Origin of the sequence: Actinoallomurus sp. CA-150999, assembly GCF_050942425.1 — a bacterium.
Classification (GTDB): domain Bacteria; phylum Actinomycetota; class Actinomycetes; order Streptosporangiales; family Streptosporangiaceae; genus Actinoallomurus.
In genome coordinates this window covers 3469427-3489961 of the sequence record NZ_CP192063.1, presented here as the reverse complement: position 1 = coordinate 3489961, position 20535 = coordinate 3469427, and the positions used below count along the sequence as shown (strand labels likewise).

At 72.0% G+C, this 20535-nt stretch carries 18 protein-coding genes; 9 read left to right on the top strand and 9 right to left on the bottom strand.

Annotated elements, in window-relative coordinates; all coding sequences use genetic code 11:
• Positions 1 to 158 precede the first annotated feature (158 nt).
• Both ACQP2O_RS16610 and ACQP2O_RS16605 read right to left on the bottom strand, forming a co-directional pair.
• The gene (locus ACQP2O_RS16610) at positions 159 to 1934 is read right to left on the bottom strand and encodes an ABC transporter ATP-binding protein (protein ID WP_433185302.1); all 1776 of its coding nucleotides are present in this window, start codon (positions 1932 to 1934) and stop codon (positions 159 to 161) included.
• Complete coding sequence (locus ACQP2O_RS16605; RefSeq protein ID WP_433185299.1) at positions 1931 to 3724, bottom strand: ABC transporter ATP-binding protein; 1794 nt, start codon at positions 3722 to 3724, stop codon at positions 1931 to 1933. The genes ACQP2O_RS16610 and ACQP2O_RS16605 overlap by 4 nt, the downstream gene beginning before the upstream one ends.
• Before the next feature lie 112 nt (positions 3725 to 3836).
• Between ACQP2O_RS16605 and ACQP2O_RS16600 the strand changes: the two genes are divergently transcribed.
• Positions 3837 to 4475: a TIGR03085 family metal-binding protein gene (locus ACQP2O_RS16600; RefSeq protein WP_433185296.1), complete on the top strand. Its 639-nt coding sequence runs from the start codon at positions 3837 to 3839 to the stop codon at positions 4473 to 4475.
• A 68-nt stretch (positions 4476 to 4543) separates the two neighbouring features.
• Here the strand turns inward: ACQP2O_RS16600 and ACQP2O_RS16595 are convergent, their stop codons facing one another.
• Complete coding sequence (locus tag ACQP2O_RS16595) at positions 4544 to 6019, bottom strand: MFS transporter (RefSeq protein WP_433185294.1); 1476 nt, start codon at positions 6017 to 6019, stop codon at positions 4544 to 4546.
• Positions 6020 to 6130: 111 nt separating this feature from the next.
• Between ACQP2O_RS16595 and ACQP2O_RS16590 the strand changes: the two genes are divergently transcribed.
• The gene (locus tag ACQP2O_RS16590) at positions 6131 to 7102 is read left to right on the top strand and encodes an Lrp/AsnC family transcriptional regulator (RefSeq protein ID WP_433185291.1); all 972 of its coding nucleotides are present in this window, start codon (positions 6131 to 6133) and stop codon (positions 7100 to 7102) included.
• A 96-nt stretch (positions 7103 to 7198) separates the two neighbouring features.
• Positions 7199 to 8428 (top strand): HEAT repeat domain-containing protein, encoded by a 1230-nt coding sequence (locus ACQP2O_RS16585; RefSeq protein ID WP_433185289.1) that lies wholly within the window; start codon positions 7199 to 7201, stop codon positions 8426 to 8428.
• Positions 8429 to 8594: 166 nt separating this feature from the next.
• Here the strand turns inward: ACQP2O_RS16585 and ACQP2O_RS16580 are convergent, their stop codons facing one another.
• Positions 8595 to 9731: an FAD-dependent oxidoreductase gene (locus tag ACQP2O_RS16580; protein WP_433185286.1), complete on the bottom strand. Its 1137-nt coding sequence runs from the start codon at positions 9729 to 9731 to the stop codon at positions 8595 to 8597.
• Positions 9732 to 9837: 106 nt separating this feature from the next.
• On the opposite strand from ACQP2O_RS16580, the gene ACQP2O_RS16575 reads away from it, so the two are divergent.
• From ACQP2O_RS16575 to rfbB, 5 genes are all read left to right on the top strand, one after another.
• Entirely contained in the window at positions 9838 to 10395 is a 558-nt protein-coding gene (locus ACQP2O_RS16575; RefSeq protein WP_433185285.1) for a TetR family transcriptional regulator, read from the top strand.
• Between the two features lie 27 nt (positions 10396 to 10422).
• A complete protein-coding gene (locus ACQP2O_RS16570) occupies positions 10423 to 11796 on the top strand; it encodes a glutamine synthetase family protein (RefSeq protein ID WP_433185283.1) in 1374 nt (457 codons plus the stop codon).
• A gap of 95 nt (positions 11797 to 11891) precedes the next feature.
• Positions 11892 to 12440, top strand: coding sequence for a PadR family transcriptional regulator (locus ACQP2O_RS16565; protein ID WP_433185280.1), 549 nt, complete (start codon positions 11892 to 11894; stop codon positions 12438 to 12440).
• Between the two features lies 1 nt (position 12441).
• The gene (locus ACQP2O_RS16560; protein WP_433185278.1) at positions 12442 to 13311 is read left to right on the top strand and encodes an SDR family oxidoreductase; all 870 of its coding nucleotides are present in this window, start codon (positions 12442 to 12444) and stop codon (positions 13309 to 13311) included.
• Between the two features lie 45 nt (positions 13312 to 13356).
• Entirely contained in the window at positions 13357 to 14403 is a 1047-nt protein-coding gene (gene rfbB, locus ACQP2O_RS16555; RefSeq protein WP_433185276.1) for a dTDP-glucose 4,6-dehydratase, read from the top strand.
• 85 nt (positions 14404 to 14488) lie between these two features.
• On the opposite strand, the gene ACQP2O_RS16550 is transcribed toward rfbB, so the two are convergent.
• Both ACQP2O_RS16550 and ACQP2O_RS16545 read right to left on the bottom strand, forming a co-directional pair.
• The gene (locus ACQP2O_RS16550; RefSeq protein WP_433185273.1) at positions 14489 to 15262 is read right to left on the bottom strand and encodes an alpha/beta fold hydrolase; all 774 of its coding nucleotides are present in this window, start codon (positions 15260 to 15262) and stop codon (positions 14489 to 14491) included.
• Positions 15259 to 16047 carry an IclR family transcriptional regulator gene (locus ACQP2O_RS16545; RefSeq protein WP_433185270.1) on the bottom strand — a complete coding sequence of 263 codons (789 nt, stop codon included), beginning with the start codon at positions 16045 to 16047 and terminating at the stop codon, positions 15259 to 15261. The genes ACQP2O_RS16550 and ACQP2O_RS16545 overlap by 4 nt, the downstream gene beginning before the upstream one ends.
• Before the next feature lie 77 nt (positions 16048 to 16124).
• Here ACQP2O_RS16545 and ACQP2O_RS16540 point away from each other — a divergent pair, with 77 nt between their 5' ends.
• Entirely contained in the window at positions 16125 to 16598 is a 474-nt protein-coding gene (locus tag ACQP2O_RS16540; RefSeq protein ID WP_433185268.1) for a RidA family protein, read from the top strand.
• A 109-nt stretch (positions 16599 to 16707) separates the two neighbouring features.
• Here the strand turns inward: ACQP2O_RS16540 and ACQP2O_RS16535 are convergent, their stop codons facing one another.
• From ACQP2O_RS16535 to ACQP2O_RS16525, 3 genes are read right to left on the bottom strand one after another with little or no spacing between them, the layout of a single operon-like run.
• Entirely contained in the window at positions 16708 to 17688 is a 981-nt protein-coding gene (locus ACQP2O_RS16535; RefSeq protein WP_433185265.1) for an aldo/keto reductase, read from the bottom strand.
• A gap of 30 nt (positions 17689 to 17718) precedes the next feature.
• Positions 17719 to 19134, bottom strand: coding sequence for a sugar porter family MFS transporter (locus tag ACQP2O_RS16530; RefSeq protein ID WP_433185263.1), 1416 nt, complete (start codon positions 19132 to 19134; stop codon positions 17719 to 17721).
• Positions 19131 to 20189, bottom strand: coding sequence for a glucose 1-dehydrogenase (locus tag ACQP2O_RS16525; RefSeq protein ID WP_433185260.1), 1059 nt, complete (start codon positions 20187 to 20189; stop codon positions 19131 to 19133). The genes ACQP2O_RS16530 and ACQP2O_RS16525 overlap by 4 nt, the downstream gene beginning before the upstream one ends.
• Between the last annotated feature and the right edge of the window lie 346 nt (positions 20190 to 20535).

Sequence of the window (20535 nt, the reverse complement as noted above, 5' to 3'; positions counted from 1 at the left end):
CGAACGTGGAACTACGACAGCAACCGGTTTCAGTTTACCAAGTTCGGTGCTCTGTCACACGCCCCGGTGCGAAAGACTGTTTTCCGCCGTCGATATTCCCCGCCGTTGTCGCGGCAACCCACCTCTCACCGGCGAGAACGGCGCGAGTGTCCGGAAAATCAAATCTTCAACTGCGCTGCCCAGGATGCGTACAACTCGGCATATCGTCCGGGTTGGGCGACCAGCGCGGCGTGCGGGCCCCGCTGGACGAGACGGCCCTGGTCGAAGACGAGGACCTCGTCGGCGGCCTCCGCGGTGGAGAGCCGATGGGCGATCGAGACGGCGGTACGGCCCCGGGTGATGCTCTCGATGGCGCGCTGAAGGCGCACCTCGGTGGCGGGGTCGACGGCGGACGTCGCCTCGTCGAGCACGAGCAGGTCCGGGTCGGCCAGGTAGGCGCGGGCCAGCGCGACCAGCTGGCGCTCCCCCGCCGACAGCGACTCGCCGCGCTGCCCGACCGGGGTCCGCAGCCCCTCCGGCAGGCCGCCCAGCCAGTCGGCCAGTCCCAGTTCGGTCAGGACCAGGCGGATGTCCTCCTCGGACGCGTCCGGCCGGCCGAAGCGGATGTTGTCGGCGAGGGACCCGTCGAACAGGAAGCCGTCCTGCGGGACCATCACGATCCGCTCGCGCAGCGAGGAGAACCGGACGTCGGTCAGTGGCACGCCATCGACCAGCACCCGCCCCGACGCCGGGTCCATCATCCGGGTCAGCAGCTTGGCGAAGGTCGTCTTCCCCGATCCGGTCTCCCCCACGATCGCGATCCGGGAGCGCGGCGCGATGCGCGCGGACACGTCGTGCAGGACGGTCGGCCCGCCGGGATAGGCGAAGGACACGTCCTCGAAGCGCACGTCGATCGCGCCTCGAGGCAGTTCCACTCCATCCGGTCCGGGGTCGGCCACGTCCGGCGTCATGTCCAGCACGCCGAGCACGCGCTGCCAGCCGGCGATGGCGTTCTGGGCGTCGTTGAGGACCTCGGTGGCCACCTGCAAGGGGCTGACGAACAGGGTGACCAGGAACAGGAACGCCACGAGCTCACCGGCGGTCAGGTGGCCGCCGATCCCCAAGAGCGTCCCGGCCACCACCACGCCGGCGGTCGCGAGCGCCGAGGCCAGCTCGGTGGAGGGGAAGGTCAGGGCGACCAGGTTCTGGGCCCGGACCTGCGCGTCGCGGTACTCGCCGACGGACTCGTCGATCCGGCGGGCGGTGCGCTCCTCCGCGCCGTACGCGCGGATGACCGAGGCGCCGACGACCGACTCGCTCACCGCCGAGAGCATGTCGCCGACCCGCTCGCGCACCGTCCCGTACGCCTTCGACAGCCAGCGCTGGAAGATCCGCAGCGCGTACGCGAGGGGCAGGAACACGACCCAGACCAGCAGGGCGAGCGGCCAGGAGTACACGGCCATGAGCACGGTCGCCACGATGAGCTGGCCGCCGGCGATGATGATCATCAGGCCGCCGTACTGCATGAACTGGCTGATCTGGTCGACGTCGCTGGTGACGCGGGACACGAGCGAGCCGCGCCGCTCGCCGCTCTGCGTGAGCATCGACAGGTCGTGCACGTGCCGGAACGCCCGGACCCGCAGCGCCGCCAGGCCGTTCTCGCTCGTGCGGTACAGGCGGACGTTCATCAGGTACGCCGCGAGGGCGGTCACGACGACGGCGACGGCGCACACGATGACGGCGGTGCGGATGAAGCCGATGTCGGGCCCGCCCTTGGCGCGCAACCCACTGTCGAGCGTCTGCTGGACGGCCACCGGGACGACGATCCGTCCCACGGTGGCCACGAGCGCGAGCAGCAGCGTGCCGGTGATGCCCCGCCGGAACTCGGGGGTGAGCCGCAGGCCGCGGCGGAGCGTCGCCAGGCCGGACGGCCGGCTCGTATCGACGGCGGTCACGCCACGGCCTCCTCGTTCTCGTCCTCATCGTCGGCCGGCTCCGGCTCGGCGTCCGCGCGTTCGTAGGCGGTGACCAGATTCCGGTATCCGGCGGACCGTTCCAGAAGTTCCTTGTGCGAGCCCTGGGCGGTGACCTGGCCGCGTTCGAGGTAGACGACGTCGTCCGCGAGTTCGATGGTCGCCTTGCGATAGGCCACGACCACGACGGTCGCCGCCGAGTCGCGCAACCCGTCCAGGATGCGGGCCTCCACCTGGGGGTCGACGCTGGAGGTCGCGTCGTCGAGCACGAGGAGACGGGGTCGCCGGATGAGGGCGCGGGCGAGCGCGAGACGCTGGCGCTGCCCGCCGGACAGCGTGGTGCCCCGCTCCCCGACGTGGGTGTCGAGGCCGTCCGCGAGCCCGGAGACGAAGCCGTCCGCCTGGGCCAGCCGCAGGGCCTCCCACACGTCCTCGTCCGGCGCGTCCAGGCCGAGCGTCACGTTGCCGCGCACGGTGTCGTCGAACAGGAACGCCTGCTGCGGCACGAGCGCCGTGGTCGCGGACATGCCGTGCCGCTTCACGTCGCGCGCGTCCACGCCGTCGAGCAGCACGCTGCCGCTCGCCGGGTCGACGAGGCGGACGAGCAGGTTGGTCAGCGTCGACTTGCCCGAACCGGTCGGGCCGACGACCGCGATCGTACGGCCGGGCTCGGCGGTGAAGGCGACGTCGTGCAGGACGTCGTCGTCGGTGTAGCCGAACCGGATGGCGCGTGCCTCCAGGCGCGCCGGACCGTCCCCGTCGACGGCCCGCTCGCCGTACGGGAGCGAGCCGGTCGCCTCCAGGACGCTCTGCACCCGCTCCCAGCCGACGACGCTGCGCGGCACCTCGGCCAGGACCCAGCCGAGCGCCCGGATCGGGAAGGCCAGCAGGGTGAACAGGTACGCGACGTGCACGAGGTCGCCGGGCGATATCGCGCCGGAGCGCAGCCGGATCGACCCGACGAGCAGGACCGCGAGCACGCCGAGGTTCGGCAGGGCCTCCAGGATCGGGTCGAACAGCCCGCGCAGGCGGCCGACCGCCACGTTGGCGTCGCGCAGTTCGTGCGCGACGGCGGCGAAGCGCTCGGTCTCGTCGGCCTCCCGGCCGAGGGTCTTGACGACCAGCGCGCCCTCGAAGCTCTCGTGCGCGACCTCGCTGACGCCCGCCCGCAGGCGCTGCGCCCGCGCCGCGACCGGAGCGAGCCTCCGCTGGTAGATCACGTTGAGCCCGGCGATCGCCGGGAAGACGAGGAAGCCGACGATCGCCACGACGAGGTCGGTGGCGAGGATGGCGACGGCGGCGATGATCAGCATCAGGACGACGCCGAGGGCCATGGGCAGCGGAGCGAGAGGAGCCCAGGCGGCCTCGACGTCGGCGTTGGCGTTGGACAGGAGCCGGCCGGTGGGGTGCCGCTGGTGCCAGGCGAGGGGCAGCCGGAGGTACTGCCGGGTGACCGCCCGCCGGTAGGTCGCCTGCATGTTGTACTGCACCATCCCGGCGTACAGCCGCCGTCCGGCGATGCCGAGCGCCTTGAGCGCGGCCACGCCGACGATCGCCAGGCCGCCGAGGGCGAGCGTGCCGGCCGTGGTGCGGCCGTCTCTGAAGGCGGGCAGGACGACGTCCTGGGTGACCCGGCCGAGGACCCAGGCGCTGCCCACGGTCATCGCCGCGTACAGCCCACTGCTGAGCACGGCGGCGGTGAGGAGACGCGGCTCGGCCCGGGCGGCGACCCAGAGGACACCGATCCCCTTCTTCAAAATGTCCGATGTCACTTTTTGTGACAACAAACTCCCCCTTCGTGGCAGATGGTGGGGCCGCTATTCCCTATCACGCGGAGGCCCCGGGTTATTCCGCTCCGGGAAGACGCGGGCCTACGATCGCGGCATGGGGAACGAGAACTGGGCGCGCGTCGAGCGCCATGCCCTGAGCGACGCCCTGATCGACGCCGGCCCCGACGCCCCGACCCTCTGCCAGGGGTGGACCACCGGTGACCTGGCCGCCCATCTGGTCATCCGGGAGCACCGGCCCGACGCCACGCCGGGGATCATGATCCCCCTGCTGGCCGGCCACACCGAGAAGGTACGGCTCCAGACCCGCGACTCGATGCCCTTCGCCGAGCTGGTCGAACGCTTCCGGGCCGGGCCGCCGGGCTGGTCCCCGTTCGCGCTGTCCGTGGTGGACGCCGCGGCCAACACCACCGAGTACTTCGTGCACCACGAGGACGTGCGGCGGGCCCGCGAGGGCTGGGAGCCCCGTGCGTTGCCGACGGCCCTCGAAGAGCAGCTGTGGCGGCGGCTGAAGACGGCCCGGTTCGCGCTGCGGCGGCTGCCGGTGGAGATCACATTCGTCGACCCGGGCGGGCGCACCCAGCGCGTCACGAAGGGCGGCAGGCTGGTCCGGGTGCACGGCCGGCCGAGCGAGCTGACCCTGTGGGCCATGGGCCGCAAGGACGCCGCGCAGGTCGAGATGACGGGCGAGGCCGAGGCGATCAACGTCCTGAACCAGGGCCGCTGGCGCGTCTGACCCAGGGCCTGTCTCGAAGCCCCGCCGTCCTACTGCGCGGCTTCGAGACAGGCCCTCGCCCGGGGAATCTAGGCGGCGGCCTTCTCGCGCTCCGGCGCCGGTCGTTCGGCGGTCCGCCGCCGCGTGCGGAACAGCGCGAGGACGATGATCCCGGCGGCGATTCCCAGGCCGGCCGAGACGGCGTAGACCTCGTTGAGGCCGGACGCCACGGCGGCGCGGATGATCGGCAGGCGGGGGGCCTGCCCGCCGCTCGCCGCACCGGCCATCGCGTGCGGGTCCGCGACGTGGCCGGTGAGCACGTGCTCGATCCGGCCGCGGAAGACGATGCCGAGCACGGCGACGCCGAGGGCGTAGCCGAGCTGCCGGAACGTGTTGAGGGCGCCGCCGGCCATCCCGCCGCGCTGGGGCGGGACGGCGCTCATCGCCGCCGCCGACAGTACGGGGATCGACGTTCCCACGCCCACGCCGCCGACGATCAGCCCCGGAATGATCGCGGTGGACGAGGACCCGGCGTCCAGGACGGCCTGCAGGCCCGAACCGGCGCCGATCAGCAGCAGCCCGATCCCGATGGTCAGCCGGGGCGAGGCGCCGTGCAGGAACCGCCCGGCGACGGCGGACACCACGAAGGACGCGCCGGCGAGCGGGATGAGGGCGGCCCCGGCCCGTACCGGTCCCAGGCCGAGGACGCCCTGCAGCCACAGGGAGGTGAAGGCGAGGCAGGCGAACGCCGAGGCCATCAGGAGGGCACCGCCGATCAGCACGGCGACGAACGACCGGTTACGGAACAGGCCCAGGTCGAGCAACGGGTCCCGGGCCCTCCTCTCGACGACGATGAACACGGCCAAGGCGACGGCGGCGAGCGCGAACATCGCGAGCGGTACCGCCGCGGTGAAGCCGTCGTCACCCGCGCGGATGAGCCCGTACGTCAGCGTTCCGGCGCAGGCGGTGAAGGAGGCCATCCCGGCCAGGTCGATCCGGGCGCCACTGGTGCGGCGGGACTCTCCGACGACGGCGAGCGTGAGCGCGATCGCGATGACGGTCACCGGCAGGTTGACCAGGAAGATCGACCGCCAGTTCACGTGCTGGGTGAGCAGGCCGCCGAGGATCGGGCCGCCGGCCGCGGCCAGCCCGTTGACGGCGCCCCACACGCCGAACGCCACCCCCCGGTCCCGGCCCTGGTAGGTGCTGTTGAGGAGAGCGAGCGTCGTGGTGAACATCGCGGCACCGCCGACGCCCTGCGCGCCGCGCGCGGCGATGAGGGTCGCGGCGTTCGGCGCCAGCCCGCAGGCGAGCGAGGACGCGGCGAACAGCACGAGCCCCGCGACGTACACCCTGCGTGCCCCGAACAGGTCCGCGAGCGAGCCCGCGCCCAGCAGCAGCGCGGCCAGGGCGAGCGCGTAGATGTCCAGCACCCACTGCAGGGCCGTGAACGACGCGTCGAGGCTCTTGGCCATGGCGGGCAGCGCGACCGTCACGATCGTGACGTCGACGAGCAGCATGAAGGCCCCGAGGCAGACCGCCACGAGCGGCCACCATTTGCGCATGAGTGATTCCTTCCGGTTTCTGGGGACGGCCCTCACCCTCGCCGTACGAACGGGAACTCTCCAGCCAGCAGCCCGCGAGTGGCGCTTCTCGACGTTCGCTACTCTCTTGTGGTGAATTCCCTCACGCTCGACGAGCTGGACCGGCACCTCGTCCACGCGTTGCAGCTCGACGGCCGGGCCCCGTTCAGCAAGATCGCCGAGGTGCTCGAGGTCTCGGACCAGACGATCGCCCGCCGGTACCGGCGGCTGCGCACGACCGGGGTGGCGCGAGTCGTCGGCGCCGTCGACGCGCCCCGCGCCGGCCTGGTGTCCTGGGCGCTCCGGGTACGGGCCACGCCGGACGCGGCAGGGGCGGTCGCCGCCGCGCTCGCCCGCCGCACGGACACCTTCTGGGTGCACCTGCTGTCGGGCGGCACCGAGATCGCCTGCGGGACCATGGCCCGGACGCCGGAGGAGCGCGACAACCTGCTGCTGCAGAAACTGCCGCGCACGGGCCGGGTGTCGTCGGTCACCGCCCACGCGCTCCTGCACCTGTTCGCGGGCGGCCCGGGCGGCTGGGCGGGCGTCCGCTCGCTCTCGGAGGAGCAGGCCGACCGGCTACGGCCCGAGCCGCCCTCGCCGGAGTACGAGCCGATGGAGCTGAGCGAGGCCGACCACACGCTGCTGTCGGCGCTGTCCGCCGACGGGCGCACCGGCCACGCCGAGCTGGCCTCCGTCACTGGCTGGTCGGAGTCCACGGTGCGGCGGCGCATGGACCAGCTGCGCCGCGTGGGCGTGCTGTTCTACGACCTCGACGTGCAGTCGGAGGCGTTCGGCTATCACACCGAGGCGCGGCTGTGGGTGTCGGTGCTGCCCTCCGAGCTGGTGGCCGTCGGCGAGGCGATCGGCGGGCATCCGGAGGTGACCTTCGCGGCCGCCACGACGGGCCCGACCAACCTGCTGGTCGCCCTCGCCTGCCGGGACACGCGTCACCTGTACCGCTACCTGACCGAGCGGGTCGGCGCGCTGGAGGGCGTACGCCACGTGGAGACGGCCCCGGTGATCCGCACGATCAAGGGCGCGGGCGCGCCGCTGCTGCCCTGAGCGGAAGGACGGCGCTCCCCGGCGTTCGCTAAGCGGGCATGACTCTGTCTCATAATTTGCTTGCCCGATTTGTGGTCGAGTGCGCATCCTGCAGCAGTGGAACCCATCGTCATTCATCCGGCGGAATCACTGCACGGCCGACTGCAGCGCGGCCGTGGCTGCGCCGCGCGCCGCGCCGCCGGCACGCCTGGCGCGCGTGACCTGATCTACGACTGCGTCAGCCGCGACCCTCGATGGGACACCCTCGAGGCCCGCGGACTGTACTTCGCACGGCTGATCCTCGACCTGGAGCTCGAGATCACCCCCATAATCGAACATATATTCGATCCTGATGATCGGCTGGACACCGAGCCGGACCGGACCAACCTGGCCCTCGACGTGCTCGCCCAACTGGTCCGCCTCGGCCGGCGGGAGGCCGCCCTCCCCCTGCGGCGCTACGCCGCCGACGGCGCGAACTGGTACACCGCCCTGCAGTCCCTGGTCGAACTCGACGACCCCGCCCTCGCCGACGGACTGGACGAGGTCGCGGCGGCCCGCTGCGACGACCGCGCGCTCGCCTGGCTGTGCGGGGTCGACGGCGCGGTGACGCGAATGTGGGCGCGCCGACAACCCCGGATCGCCGCGGCGCGCAGACCCGAGACACGCCCGCACGAGCCGCGGATCTCCCTCACCGGTCATTCCGCCGCCGACCTGGCGGCCCGCGTGCGGGCCCGCGGCGACGGCGCGACCGCCGCCATCCTCGAGCTCGGCCGCCGCCACAGTCCCCTGGTCCTCGACCTCGTCGAGGAGTGCCTGCCCACCGGCTCCTACGACGGGCCGTTGTGCCGCGCCGTCCGCGACCTGGGACCCGCCGCGCTGACCCGCGCCCGCGTCTGGGTGGCCGAGCAGCGGTCGTACTCCGACGTCGGGATCGACGTGCTCTCCGCGCACGGCACGGAGGTGGACGCCGGGCCGCTCCTGGACGCCCTCGAGATCGCCCTCGACGAGGAGGACTGGGACCTGGCCGCAGTGCCCACCGACGGGCTCGGCCGCCTGCGGACCCGGTCCGCGATCCCCCTGCTGCTGTACGGCTGGACGGAGAGCGCCTCGTCTCAGCTGCGCACCAACCTGCTGGGCGCTCTCGGCAGGATCGATCCGCACGTCGCGGAGCCGTACCTGGTCGAGGGGCTGTGGGACTGCGAGGGCGGGGTGCGCCGGATCGCCGCCGGGGCGGTGCCCCTCGACGGCGCGACGCGGGCCCGGCTACGGCGGCTCCGCCACGAGGACGCCGAGGACGCCGACGTGCGGTCCGCCGCCGCCCGGCGCCTGTCCGACCACCTGAACTGAGCCGCGAAGGACACCGACGTACGTCCCGGCGCCACCTGGCACCTGTCCGACCACCTGAACCGAGCCGCCAAGGACACCGACGTACGGCGCCTGGCCGCCGATCTGAGCCGAGCCGCGGCGCACCGTCCGTGCCCCGCTGGGCGACTCGGGCCCGGCGGCCGTCCGCTCAGCGGCCCACCGAGAGCTCGGACAGCCGCATCGCCAGCTTGCGCCGGACCGTCGGGTTGTGGCCGGCCACGGTCAGGAGGGTGTTGCGCACCATGCGAGCCACGTTTCCGTCGAGGGTGGCGGCGCGGGTCATCCGGTCGGTCATCGCCACGACCTCGGCGGCCACCGGGCGCCGCGCGGCCTCATAACCGTCCTCGGTCCCGTCGGCGAGGCGACCGGCCAGGTCCACGGCGTCCTGGATGCCGGTGTTCATGCCCTGGCCTCCGGCCGGGCTGTGCACGTGGGCGGCATCACCGGCGAGGAAGGTCCGCCCGGCCCGGTAGTGGTCGGCGATCCGGTGGTGCACCCGGAACCGTGAGCTCCACACGACATCGCCGATCCGCGCCGGAGAGGTCTGCGGGCCCCGAGTGCCGAGGACCTCACGCACGTCGTCGGCGTCCGGGTGCTCGGGCGCCTCACCGACGGTGGCGACGACCCGATGCCGGCCTCCGGGAAGCGGGGCCACCACGACGACTCCTTCCGGGGACAGGAACAGCTGGACCTCGTCGTCCGGCAGCTCCCACTCCACGCGGACGTCGGCGAGGATGAACGACTCCGCGTACGCATCGCCCGTGAAGCCGATGCCGGCCTGCTCGCGGACGACGCTGTGCATGCCGTCGGCGCCGACGACGGAGCGCGCCCTGACGGTCCCCCCGTCCGCCAGCCGCACGGTGGCGCCCTCGGCGTCACCGGTCACCGCGGTCACCGCGCTGCCCCGGTGGACGTCGCCGCCGAGCGCGCGCAGGCGCTGGAGCAGGACCTCCTCGGTCGTGCTCTGCGGGACCATCAGCGTGTAGGGGTGCGCGGTGGGCAGGCCGCCGAAGTCGACCTTCATGAGCGTCCGGTCCCGGTCACGGACCGTGAACGTCGGGACGATCACTCCGCGCTCGATCAGCTCGCCGGTGACGCCGAGCGGCTCGAGGACCTCGAGGGTGCGGGCGTGGACCACGGCGGCGCGCGAGGTGTTCGTCCCCTCGGCCGCCTTGTCCAGCAGCACGAACTCCACTCCCCGGTCCGCCAGCGAGGCGGCGAGGGCCAGGCCCGTGGGGCCGGCGCCGACGATGGCGACCTCGGTGGTGTCTGGAAGCTCAGGCATTTCGGTGACCTCCTTGCGGCCAACGCTTGATGGCCAACGTCTGTTGACAATGACACTAGCCCCCCACCGGCCCTTTGCCAACACTTGTTGGCCTACACTTGTGGGCATGGCCTTCACCGCCCGATCCCAGGAGTCCCGCGCGGCGATCCTCACCGCCGCCCGCCGCCGCTTCGCCGCCGACGGCTACGAGCGAGCGACCGTCCGCGCGATCGCCGCCGACGCCGGCATCGACCCGTCGATGGTCATCCGCTACTACGGGTCCAAGGAGGGCCTGTTCGCCGCCGCGGTCGACCTCGACCTGCGGCTGCCGGACCTCACCACGATTCCGCCCGACCAGGTCGGAGAGACCTTCGTGCGCCATTTCTTCGAACAGTGGGAGGGCGAGGGGCCCGGTGAGGTACTGACCGTGCTGCTGCGGTCCGCGGTCACCAACGACGGCGCGGCCGAGCGCATGCGCACGATCTTCGCCACTCAGGTCGCCACGGCCCTGGGTGGCGGCGAGGACGGCCCCACCCGTGCCGCCCTGGTGGCGAGCCAGCTGCTCGGCGCGGCCCTGTGCCGCTACATCCTGCGGCTGCCGCCGATCGTCGCCCTCGACGTCGACGCGCTCGTCGCCGACCTGGCCCCGACAGTGCAGCGGTACATCGGCGCGCCACTGGCCTGAACTCACCCTCCGTGTTACTCCAGAGGCATGGACGCCAGAAAAAGGCGCGACGACCCGGTGGCGGCGCACGTGGCCGAGCGGGTCGAGACGGGCCGCATCGACCTCGTCCGGTTCCTCTACGCCGACCACGGCGGGATCATCCGCGGCAAATCGGCCGCCGGGGCCCGGATCGCCGACCGGCTGTACACGGGCATCGGGCACACCGTCGCGATGATGGCGATGACCATGCTCGACACGCTGCAGCCGGTCGAGGGCATGGGGCCCGTGGGCGAGGTCCGCATCCTGGCGGACCCGTCCACGTTCACACCGCTCCCGTACGCCCCCGGCGCCGCCGCGATGCTGTCCGACCTCGTCCACCCGGACGGCGAGCCGTGGGAGGCCTGCCCGCGCGCCTTCCTCAAGGACGCCATCGCCGCGCTGGCGGACACCGGCCACTCCGTCGTCGCGGCGTTCGAACCGGAGTTCACGCTGGGCCGCCGGATACCCGCCGACCAGGGCCCGGACCGGCTCGTCCCCATCGACGACAGCCTCTGCTACTCCGCGACCGGCTTCCACGCCGCGCACGACTTCGCCATCGAACTGGTCCACGCCCTGGAGGCCCAGGGCATGCGCGTCGAGCACTACTACCCCGAGCTGGGGCACGGCCAGCAGGAGCTGTCGATCCGGCCCTCCGCCGCCCTGCGCGCCGCCGACAACCACGTGCTCTACCGCGAGACCGTACGGGCGGTGGCGATGCGCCGCGGGCTGTGGGCCTCGCTCGCGCCCAAGCCCATTCCCGGCCAGGCGGGCAACGGTTGCCACCTGCACCTGTCACTGTGGTCCGGCGACCGCAACGTCTTCCACGACCCGGGCGGCAAGTACGGGCTGTCGGATGAGGGCCGCTGGTTCATCGGCGGGCTCCTCGCGCACCTGCCCGCCCTGACGGCCCTCACCTCCGGCACGGTCAACGGCTTCCGGCGCCTCACCCCGCGGTCGTGGGCGAGCGCGTACGCCTGCTACGGCATGGACAACCGCGAGGCCGCCGTGCGGATCTGCTCGCCGATGCGGGACGCGGCCGAGGAGACCACCAACCTGGAGCTGAAGCCATCGGACTCCAGCGCCAACCCGTACCTGTCCCTCGGCGCGGTGATCCACGCCGGCCTGGACGGCATCCGGTCGAAGACCGACCCCGGCGCGGCGGTCGACGTCGATCCGGACACCCTCCCCGAGGCCGACCGCCCGCCGCGTCTCCCCTCCTCCCTCGGCGAGGCGCTCGACGCCCTCGAGGCCGACGCCCTGCTCATGGACGCCCTGGGCCCGCTGCGCAGCGCCGCCTACCTCGCCGTGAAACGCGCCGACGTCGAGGCGTTCGCCGCCCAGGACGTCGCCTACGAGTGCTTCCACCACTTCACGAAGTTCTGAGCGGGCATCGGATGTGACGCTCGGCGTCCGCCGCCGCTGGTCGTACGGGACTCGTGATTGACCATGCGCGACTACTCATGCGAGAGTAGTCGCTCGTGAGTGCTATTCGTCTCTTCGTGCTGAGCACGCTGGCCGAGCGAGGCCCGATGCACGGGCACCAGATGCGCCTGCAGGTCGCCGAGGACCGGGCCGAGCACTGGGCGGACGTCAAGCCCGGCGCCCTGTACGGCGCGCTGGCACGGCTCTCCCGCGAGGGGCTGGTCGCCGAGGTCCGGACCGAGCGGGAGGGCAACTATCCCGAGCGGACCGTCTACGAGATCACCGCCGACGGCCGGCGGGCGCTGAGCACCCTGCACGACCAGATGCTGCGGGCGGTCGTCGTCCCCACCGATCCGTTCGATCTCGCCCTCGCCCACGCCCAGACGGTCGCCGAGGAGACCCTGCAGGAGATCGTCGACGCGCGGTTGCTGGAGTTCCGGGCCCGGCTGACCTCGGCCGAGAGCCGGCTCGCCGCGGCCCGCCCCTGGCTGAGCGCGGCCGAGCTGGTCGTGTCGGAGCACCAGATCGCCCGCCTGCGGGCCGAGGTCGACTGGCACGAGCACCTGCTCCAGGCCCTCCCCAAGATCACCCGCGAAGGAGACTGAGATGCCCGATTTCCTCGTCACCGGAGCCACCGGGACCGTCGGCAGCGCCCTGGTCCGCCTCCTGTCGGCCCGGGGCGCCACCGTACGGGCGATGTCCCGCCATCCCGAGCGCGGAGACCGGCTGCCCGGCGTCGAGCCGTACGCCGCCGACCTGAACGACCCCGAAGCGGTCCGGCGGGCGCTGACCGGCGTACGCCGGGTGTTCCTGCTGACCGGCGGGCCGGACGGTCCGCGGCAGGACCACATCGTGGCCGAGGCGGCCGCCGCCCTGGGGATCGACCATCTCGTCAAGCTCTCCGTCCTCGGCATCGACGAGGGCGCGGACGACCCGCTCACCCGCTGGCACCGGGAAGGTGAGGAGGCCGTCGTCCGCTCGGGCGTGCGCTGCGCGTTCGTCCGGCCGGGGGCGTTCATGAGCAACGCGCTGCACTGGACGGCGTCCATCGCCGCGGCCGATGCGGTGTCCGTGCCCTTCGCCGATCTTCCGGTCGCCCCGGTCGATCCGGTCGACATCGCCGCCGTCGCGTACCACCTGCTCGTCGGCCGGGCCCCCACCGGCGCGGGGCATCCCGTGACGGGCCCGGAGGCGATCTCGCCGCGGCGTCAGATCGCCGTCCTCGCCGAGCTGCTGGACAGGCCCATCGGCGTCACCGTCCAGACCCCGGAGCAGTCCCGCGACCAGATGGTCGCCTACGGCCTGGACGAGCGGCTCGCCGACGCCACGATCGCGGCCATGGGCAGTCCGCTCCACGGTCGCGGGCAGACGCCCCTGCCGACCGTCGAGCAGATCACCGGGCTGCCGCCCCGGACCTTCCGGGACTGGGCGGCCGCCAACCTCACCGCCTTCACCGCGCAGGCCGCGAGCCGGTGAGTATCCTGCGAGGTTCCAGACGGAGCGGTGACGGATGGCGGGGAGATGCCGAGGACGATCGTGGTCACGGGGGCGGCCGGGTTCATCGGCGGCAACCTCGTGCGGCACTGGCGCGCGGCCGAGCCGGCCGACACGATCGTCGCGATCGACGCCCTCACGTACGCCGGTGACCTGAGGAACCTCGCGGGGCTCGACGGCGACATCGAGTTCGCCCACGCGGACATCGGCGACGAGGAGCGGATGCTCGCCCTGCTCGGCGGCCGGGAGATCGACGTCGTCGTCAACCTCGCGGCCGAGTCGCACAACAGTCTCGCCGTCGTCGAGCCGGAGCGTTTCTTCCGCACGAACGTCCTCGGCACCCAGGTGCTGCTGGACGTGTGCCGCCGGGTCGGAGTCGGGCGCTTCCACCACGTCTCGACCTGCGAGGTGTACGGGGACCTGCCGCTCGATGCCGCCGAGGGCTTCCTTGAGACCAGCCCCTACCGGCCGAACACCCCCTACAGCGCCAGCAAGGCGGGGGCCGACCACCTGGTGCGCGCCTACCACAGCACGTACGGGATGCCGGTGACGATCTCCAACTGCGCGAACAACCACGGGCCGTACCAGTTCCCCGAGAAGGTGCTGCCGCTGTTCGTCACCAACGCGCTGGCCGGGCGGCCCCTGCCGATGTACGCCTCGACGCGCCACCGCCGGGAGTGGATCTCCGTCGCGGACCACTGCGCGGCGATCACGGCGATCGTCGAACGCGGCGCCGAAGGTGCCACCTACCACGTGGGCACGGGCGAGGAGGCGAGCATCGAGGAGCTCGCCGACCTCGTCCTGGACGAGCTCGGCCTCCCCGCCTCACTGAAGACGGTCGTCCCGGACCGCCCCGGCCACGACCGGCGCTACCTGCTCGACGCCCGCAAGATCCGCCGGGAGCTCGGCTGGCGGCCGACGGTCTCCTTCGAGACGGGGATCCGCGAGACGATCCGCTGGTACCGCGACCACCGCTCCTGGTGGGAGCCCCTGCTGTCCCGCCGCCTGGTCACCGAGGACGCCTGGCCGGCCCGCCCGGTCGCAAGCTCACCCGCCGGCCGTTCGTCCACGTGAGCCCCTGAGGCACTTTGAGCTCACCGAGCCCACCCGACACGGTCGCTGCGTTCGCGATGCCGGTCGAGGTCGAGGCGGTCGTGGCTCACCCCGTGACGTTCGCCGGTCGGTCGGCGTCCCAGAACGCCCGTAGAGCGGTGGCGAAGTGCTGCGGCTCGTCCACGTTGGCCAGGTGACCGGCTCCGGGGATCTCCTGGATCTCGGCGTGAGCGAGGCCGGCGGCGATGCCTTCGGCGCTGGAGCGGGGTGTCCTCGTGTCGTGTTCTCCGACGAGGAGCAGGACCGGGCAGTGGACGGCGGGCAGGAGCGGGCGAAGGTCGGTGGCGAAGCAGCGGCGGGCCGCCGCCGCGTACGCCTCCGGTGGTGTCCCGGCCAGGACCTCGCGCAGGCGGTGCCCGTCCTTCTGCCGGGCCTCCGCGCTCAGGGTGCCCGCGATGTACGCGTCGGCGAACGCGGACATGCCCAGCTCCGCCGCGCGCGTGACCGTCGCGTCCAGTCTCGCCGCGCGTACCGTCTCGTCCAGGAACGCGAACGAACCGGATGCCGTGACCGACCGCACGCGCTCCGGCGCCCGGGCGGCCAGGGCGAGAGCCTCGTTCCCGCCGAGCGACACGCCGACGACGTGGGCCCGAGCCGCCCCGGCGTCGTCGAGCAGCGCCAGGAGGCCCGCGCCGGTGTCCGCGTCGGCCGGAGATCGCCCGTGGCTCGGCAGATCCACGGTGATCAGGCGGCGCTCGGCGGCGAGGTACGGGGCGCAGGAGCGCCACATCGTGTGGTCGAGGCCGAGGCTGTGCAGCAGCAGGACCGGGTCGCGGCCGGAGTCCGTGCCGGTGATCTCGGCGAAGAGGCGGGAGGTCATCCGGTCACCGCCTCGGCGTGCCCCAGGGCCGTCGAGATCCGGGCGGCCGCCGTCGTGACGGCCGTGGCCAGGTCGCGCCGGTGCGCGGCGCCGAAGCGGGACTCGGGTACGCAGCAGCCGACGGCGGCGACCGCCGTACCGGTGTAGTCCCGGATGACGGCGCCGACTCCGCACACGCCGGGACGCCAGGACGACTCGTTGATCGCGTATCCCCGTTCGCGGACCCGCGTCAGTTCCTCGGCCAGCCGATCGGGCTCGGTGATCGTGTTCTCGGTGAAGCGCCGCAGTCCGGCGTCGGTGACGCGCGCGAGCTCGGCAGGCGGCTGGTGGGCGAGGAGGGCACGGCCGGGGGCGACGCAGTGCGCCGGGGCGCGGGCACCGACCCGGGACTGGGGCGCGACCGGCAGGCGGGAGTCCAGCTTGGCGATGTAGACGACCTCGCCCCGGTCGTACACGCACAGGTGGACGACCTCGCCGGTGACGGCGTTCAGCTCCTCCAGGTGCGGCCGGGCGATGTCGCCGATCCGTACTCCCGCCAGGACGCTCATGCCGAGCTCCACACAGCGCAGGCCGGCCCGGTACATGCCCGTCTCGGGATCCTGCTCGGCGTAGCCCCGGATCACCAGGGTGGCGAGCAGCCGATGCGTGGTCGCCTTCGACCGCCCGCAGGTCTCGGCGATCCGGCCGAGGGAGCGGGGTCCCCCGGCCGCGAGGAGTTCGAGAACGTCGAGGGCATGGGCGACGGCCTGCACCGGCTGCTCGTCGCCGTCGTTTCGCGGAACCATGGACCGACAAGATACGGAACGCCGTTTCATTCTTCAAGGTCTTGCGGAACGCCGTTTTATTTCTCTAGGTTGCCCGCATGGATCTGATCGAACGACGCCTGTCCGAGCTGGGAGCGGTCCTCCCCTCGCCCATCGCCGCGCCGTCGGGCGTCGCCCTGCGGCTGGAGTTCGTCACGGTGGCGGGCCCGCTCGCGTACCTGTCCGGGCACGGCCCGGCCGACGGGCCGCGCCGGCTGGCTCGCGGAAAGGTCGGCGCGGACCTCACCGTGGAAGAGGGCCGGGCGGCGGCCCGTCAGTGCGCCCTCGCGGCCCTCGCCTCCCTCAAACGCGAGTTCGGCGAGCTGTCGCGAGTACGGCGGTGGATCAAGGTCACCGGATACGTGAACTGCACGCCCGGCTTCGAGCAGACACCGGCCGTGGTCAACGGCTTCAGCGACCTCGTTTGCGACCTGTGGGGCGACGCGGGCCGCCACGCCCGCTCCGCGATCGGCGTGTGCGCCCTGCCGTTCGCGGTGCCGGTCGAGGTCGAGGCGATCGTGGAGATCGCCTGAGGTCAGGGGCGCAGGAGCACCGGCCGACGCGGGATCGACGCGATCGTCGAGGTCGCCTGAGGTCAGGGGGGTACGAGCACCGGCCGGGGGGAGATCGAGGTCGCCTGAGTCAGGGGCGTACGGGGCCGCGGCCGGCGCCGGTGCGCGCGACGGCCGTGGCGATCTCGTGCAGGTCCTCCCGTGTGAGCTCCAGGGACGCGGCGGGCAGCCAGCCGTCGACCTGCTCGGGGCTGCGGGCGCCGACGATCGCGCCGGTCACGCCCGGCCAGGCGAGCGTCCAGGCGACGGCGACGGCCGCCTGTGACACACCGTGCCGTTCGGCGACCGGCCGCAGGGCGTCGGCCAGCGCCAGGTTGGCGTCGAGCCCGGTGGTGAAGTCCGGAGAGCGGCGCCGCCAGTCGTCCTCGGGCAGCGTGTCGACCCGCTGCCGGGAGAACGCGCCGGTCAGCAGGCCGGACTGCATCGGCGAGTAGACGATCACCCCGGCGCCGTCGCGGGCGCACCAGTCGATCTCCGGAGCGGCCATGCGATCGATCAGCGAGAACGGCGGCTGCAAGGAGTCGACGTGCGCGACCTGCTCGGCCTTCTCCAGGCGCAGCGCGCTGTGGTTGGACAGGCCGATCGCCCGGACCTTCCCCTCCTGTTTCAGCTCCGCCATCGTCTCCCAGTACATCTCCACGGGCGTGCCGTCATCGGGCGTCTGGTGCACCTGGTAGAGATCGATCCGCTCGACCCGCAGCCGGCGCAGCGAGTCCTCGACCTCCCGGCGGATCGTCTCCGGCCGGGCGACGCGCGCGACGTTCCCGTCGCTCTCCCAGAGCATCCCGCACTTGGTGAAGACGTACGGGCGGTCGGACACGCCCTTGAGCGCCTGGGCGACGACCTTCTCCGAGTGTCCGAGACCGTAGACCGCCGCGGTGTCGATCCAGTTCACGCCCTGGTCGACGGCGTGCCGGATCGCGTTGATCGACTCCTCGTCGCTCTGGGGACCCCACCCGTACTCCCACGATCCCCCGACCGCCCAGGCGCCGAACCCGACGCGGGTGATCTCCATGTCGGTCGCGCCCAGGCGCGCCGTGGGCAGCGTCATCTGCTCCTCCTCGTCGGCCGCTGCGGGCGGTCAGCCCATCTCCTCGAGCTTCTTTCCCTTCGTCTCATGCAGGAACCTGACGACGAACAGCACCGACAGCGCGGCGAAGATCGAGTATCCGATGTACGCCCCGGACAGGCTCCATTCCGACAGGTTGGGGAACGTCACCGTGACCAGCCAGTTGGCGATCCACTGGGCCGCCACGGCCACGGACATCGCGGCCGCCCTGATCTTGTTCGGGAAGATCTCACCCAGCATGACCCAGACGACCACGCCCCACGACAGCGCGAAGAACAGCACGTACGTGTGCGCGGTGAACAGTGCCACCAGACCCTCGGCGTGCGGCAGCCGGACCTCGGTGCTACTGATCTTGTGCGCGGCGCTGAACGCCCAGGCCATCGTCGCCAGCGAGATCGTCATCCCGATCGAGCCGATCAGCGCCAGCGGCTTGCGGCCGATCTTGTCGACGAACGCGATCGCGATGAACGTGCCGACGATATTGATGATCGAGGTCGACAGGCTGATCAGCAGCGAGTTGGTCTGGGAGATGCCGACCGAATGCCACAGCGACGCGGAGTAGTAGAAGATCACGTTGATGCCGACGAACTGCTGCAGGACGGACAGGCCGATGCCCACCCACACGATCGGCAGCAGGCCCGCCGCGCGTCCCCGGATGTCCCGCAGCCGCGGCTTGTGCTCCGCGGCGAGCACGGACTGGATCTCCCGGACCCGGGCGTCGAGGTCGATGTGCTCGCCTTCGACCTCGGCGAGGACCTTGCGGGCCTTGTCGAGCTTCCCGTCCTCCACGAGGTAACGCGGCGACTCAGGGATGATCAGGGCGAAGATGAGGTACATCGCCGCGGGAATCGCCGCGACGCCCAGCATCCACTGCCACGCCTCGAGGCCGACCAGGTGGTTGCGGGTGTTGCCGCCGGCCAGCGCCGCGATCGCGAAGTTGACGAGCTGCGAGATCGCGATGCCGAGCACGATGGCCAGTTGCTGGAAGGAGGCCAGCCGGCCGCGGTAGGCGGGCGGCGCCACCTCGGCGATGTAGGCCGGAGAGACCATCGAGGCCATGCCGATGGCGATGCCGCTGATGATCCGCCAGAACGCCAGTTCCCAGTCCGCGAACGGGAACATCGCCCCGAAGCTGCTGATCACGAACAGTACGGCGGCCAGCCGCATGACGAGCAGACGTCCTTTGAGGTCGGCGAGCTTGCCGGCGATCGCGGCGCCCAGCGCCGACCCGAGCAGCGCCGCGGACACGATCAGACCGGTGACGCCGGCTCCGACGCCGAAGTGGCCCTTGATGCCGTCCACGGCTCCGTTGATGACGGCGCTGTCGTACCCGAACAGGAAGCCGCCGAGAGCCGCGGCCGCGCTGATGAAGACGACATGCGCGAGGTGTTCCTGCCGCACGGCGGGAGCTTGTGTGGTCATGGTCATCCCGATCCCAGGTCAATGACGACTTTGACGTCGTCGCCACTACCTCCTTCGAGCTTCTCGGGGGCTCGCTCGAGTGGCAGCCGGTTGGTGATGAGTCGCGCCAGCCACGACCGGTCCGCGCGCAGGAGCGCCTCGGCGGCCAGTTCGTAGTGGCGATGGTTGGCGTTGACCGATCCGAAGACGGCGTCGTTCCCCAGGACGATCTCCCGGTTGAGCGAACCGGCGTCGATCTCGATCTGATGGCCGCCGCGCGAGACGCCCGTCAGGCACACGACGCTCGCCGCCGCGTTGTTGGTGATCGCGTCCATGACGAGGTGAGAGACACCTGTGGCCTCGATGACGATGTCCGGGTTCGCCTTGGCGGTGACGTCGGCGACGGACCCCGTGTGGTACGTGGCGCCGAGGTCGGCGACGATCTTCGGCTTCACCCCGCCGGTGACCCGGTCGAGCACGTGGACGTCGAGCCCCCGCTGCGCGCCCAGCAGGGCCGCCAGCAGGCCGATCGGGCCCGCGCCCGTCACCAGGAGCCGGCGGGGTTCGAACCAGGCCCGGTTGCCGATCCGCTCGATGTGGTCCCAGGCCTTGGCCACGATGGTCGTGGGCTCCATGAGGACGCCGAGGTCGCCCAGTGCCGGGTCGATGCGGACCGCGTAGTCGGCCTCGATCGTCCACCGCTCGGACCCGAAACCGTGGATCTGCTTGATGCCCCGCTCGGTGTACTCGCCGTTTCGGCACATGTCGAACTCGCCGCGGGCGCACGCGCCGCACGGCACCGGATCGGGCCGCCGCACGATGCCGACGATCAGGTCACCGGGGCTGAAGTCGCTGCCCTCAGGAGCCTCCCGGACCCGCCCGAGCGACTCATGTCCGATGATCAGCCGGTTCGCGCCCGGTGGCGCCCAGCCGTAGTCACCGGCGATGATCTCCCGGTCCGTGCCGCACACGCCGAGCGCGACGCCGTCGACGAGCAGTTCGCCCTCGCCTCGTGCGGGCTCGGGGACCTCGCTGACCTCGAGCGATCCCGCCTTCAACGGCACCACCGTAAGAGCACGCATGATCATCTCCCGCCCAGAGCCGCTTCCCCATTCCCCCCGAAGTGACCTCGGCCCTGGATGTCCGAAATGTGCGTTTGTGACAACGGTACACATATTCAGCGTGATCGAACCGCCACGGACCGCACAGGACGATGGCCGCGCCGCCGCACCCGAGTATCGGGCGGACCGCCCGATAGGCCAGGTTTAGGGCTATGTCACTTCTGTGGGACACGTCCCACCTGTGCCCCACTCACCGGCGAACATGCTCGCTCGAAGCGGATTCGAGACACACGTCACCCCAGGAGCCCCGTCAGTGACCGGAGAATCGTCGTTACGACGAGTGCGGGAAAAGCACAGCCACCCCTAC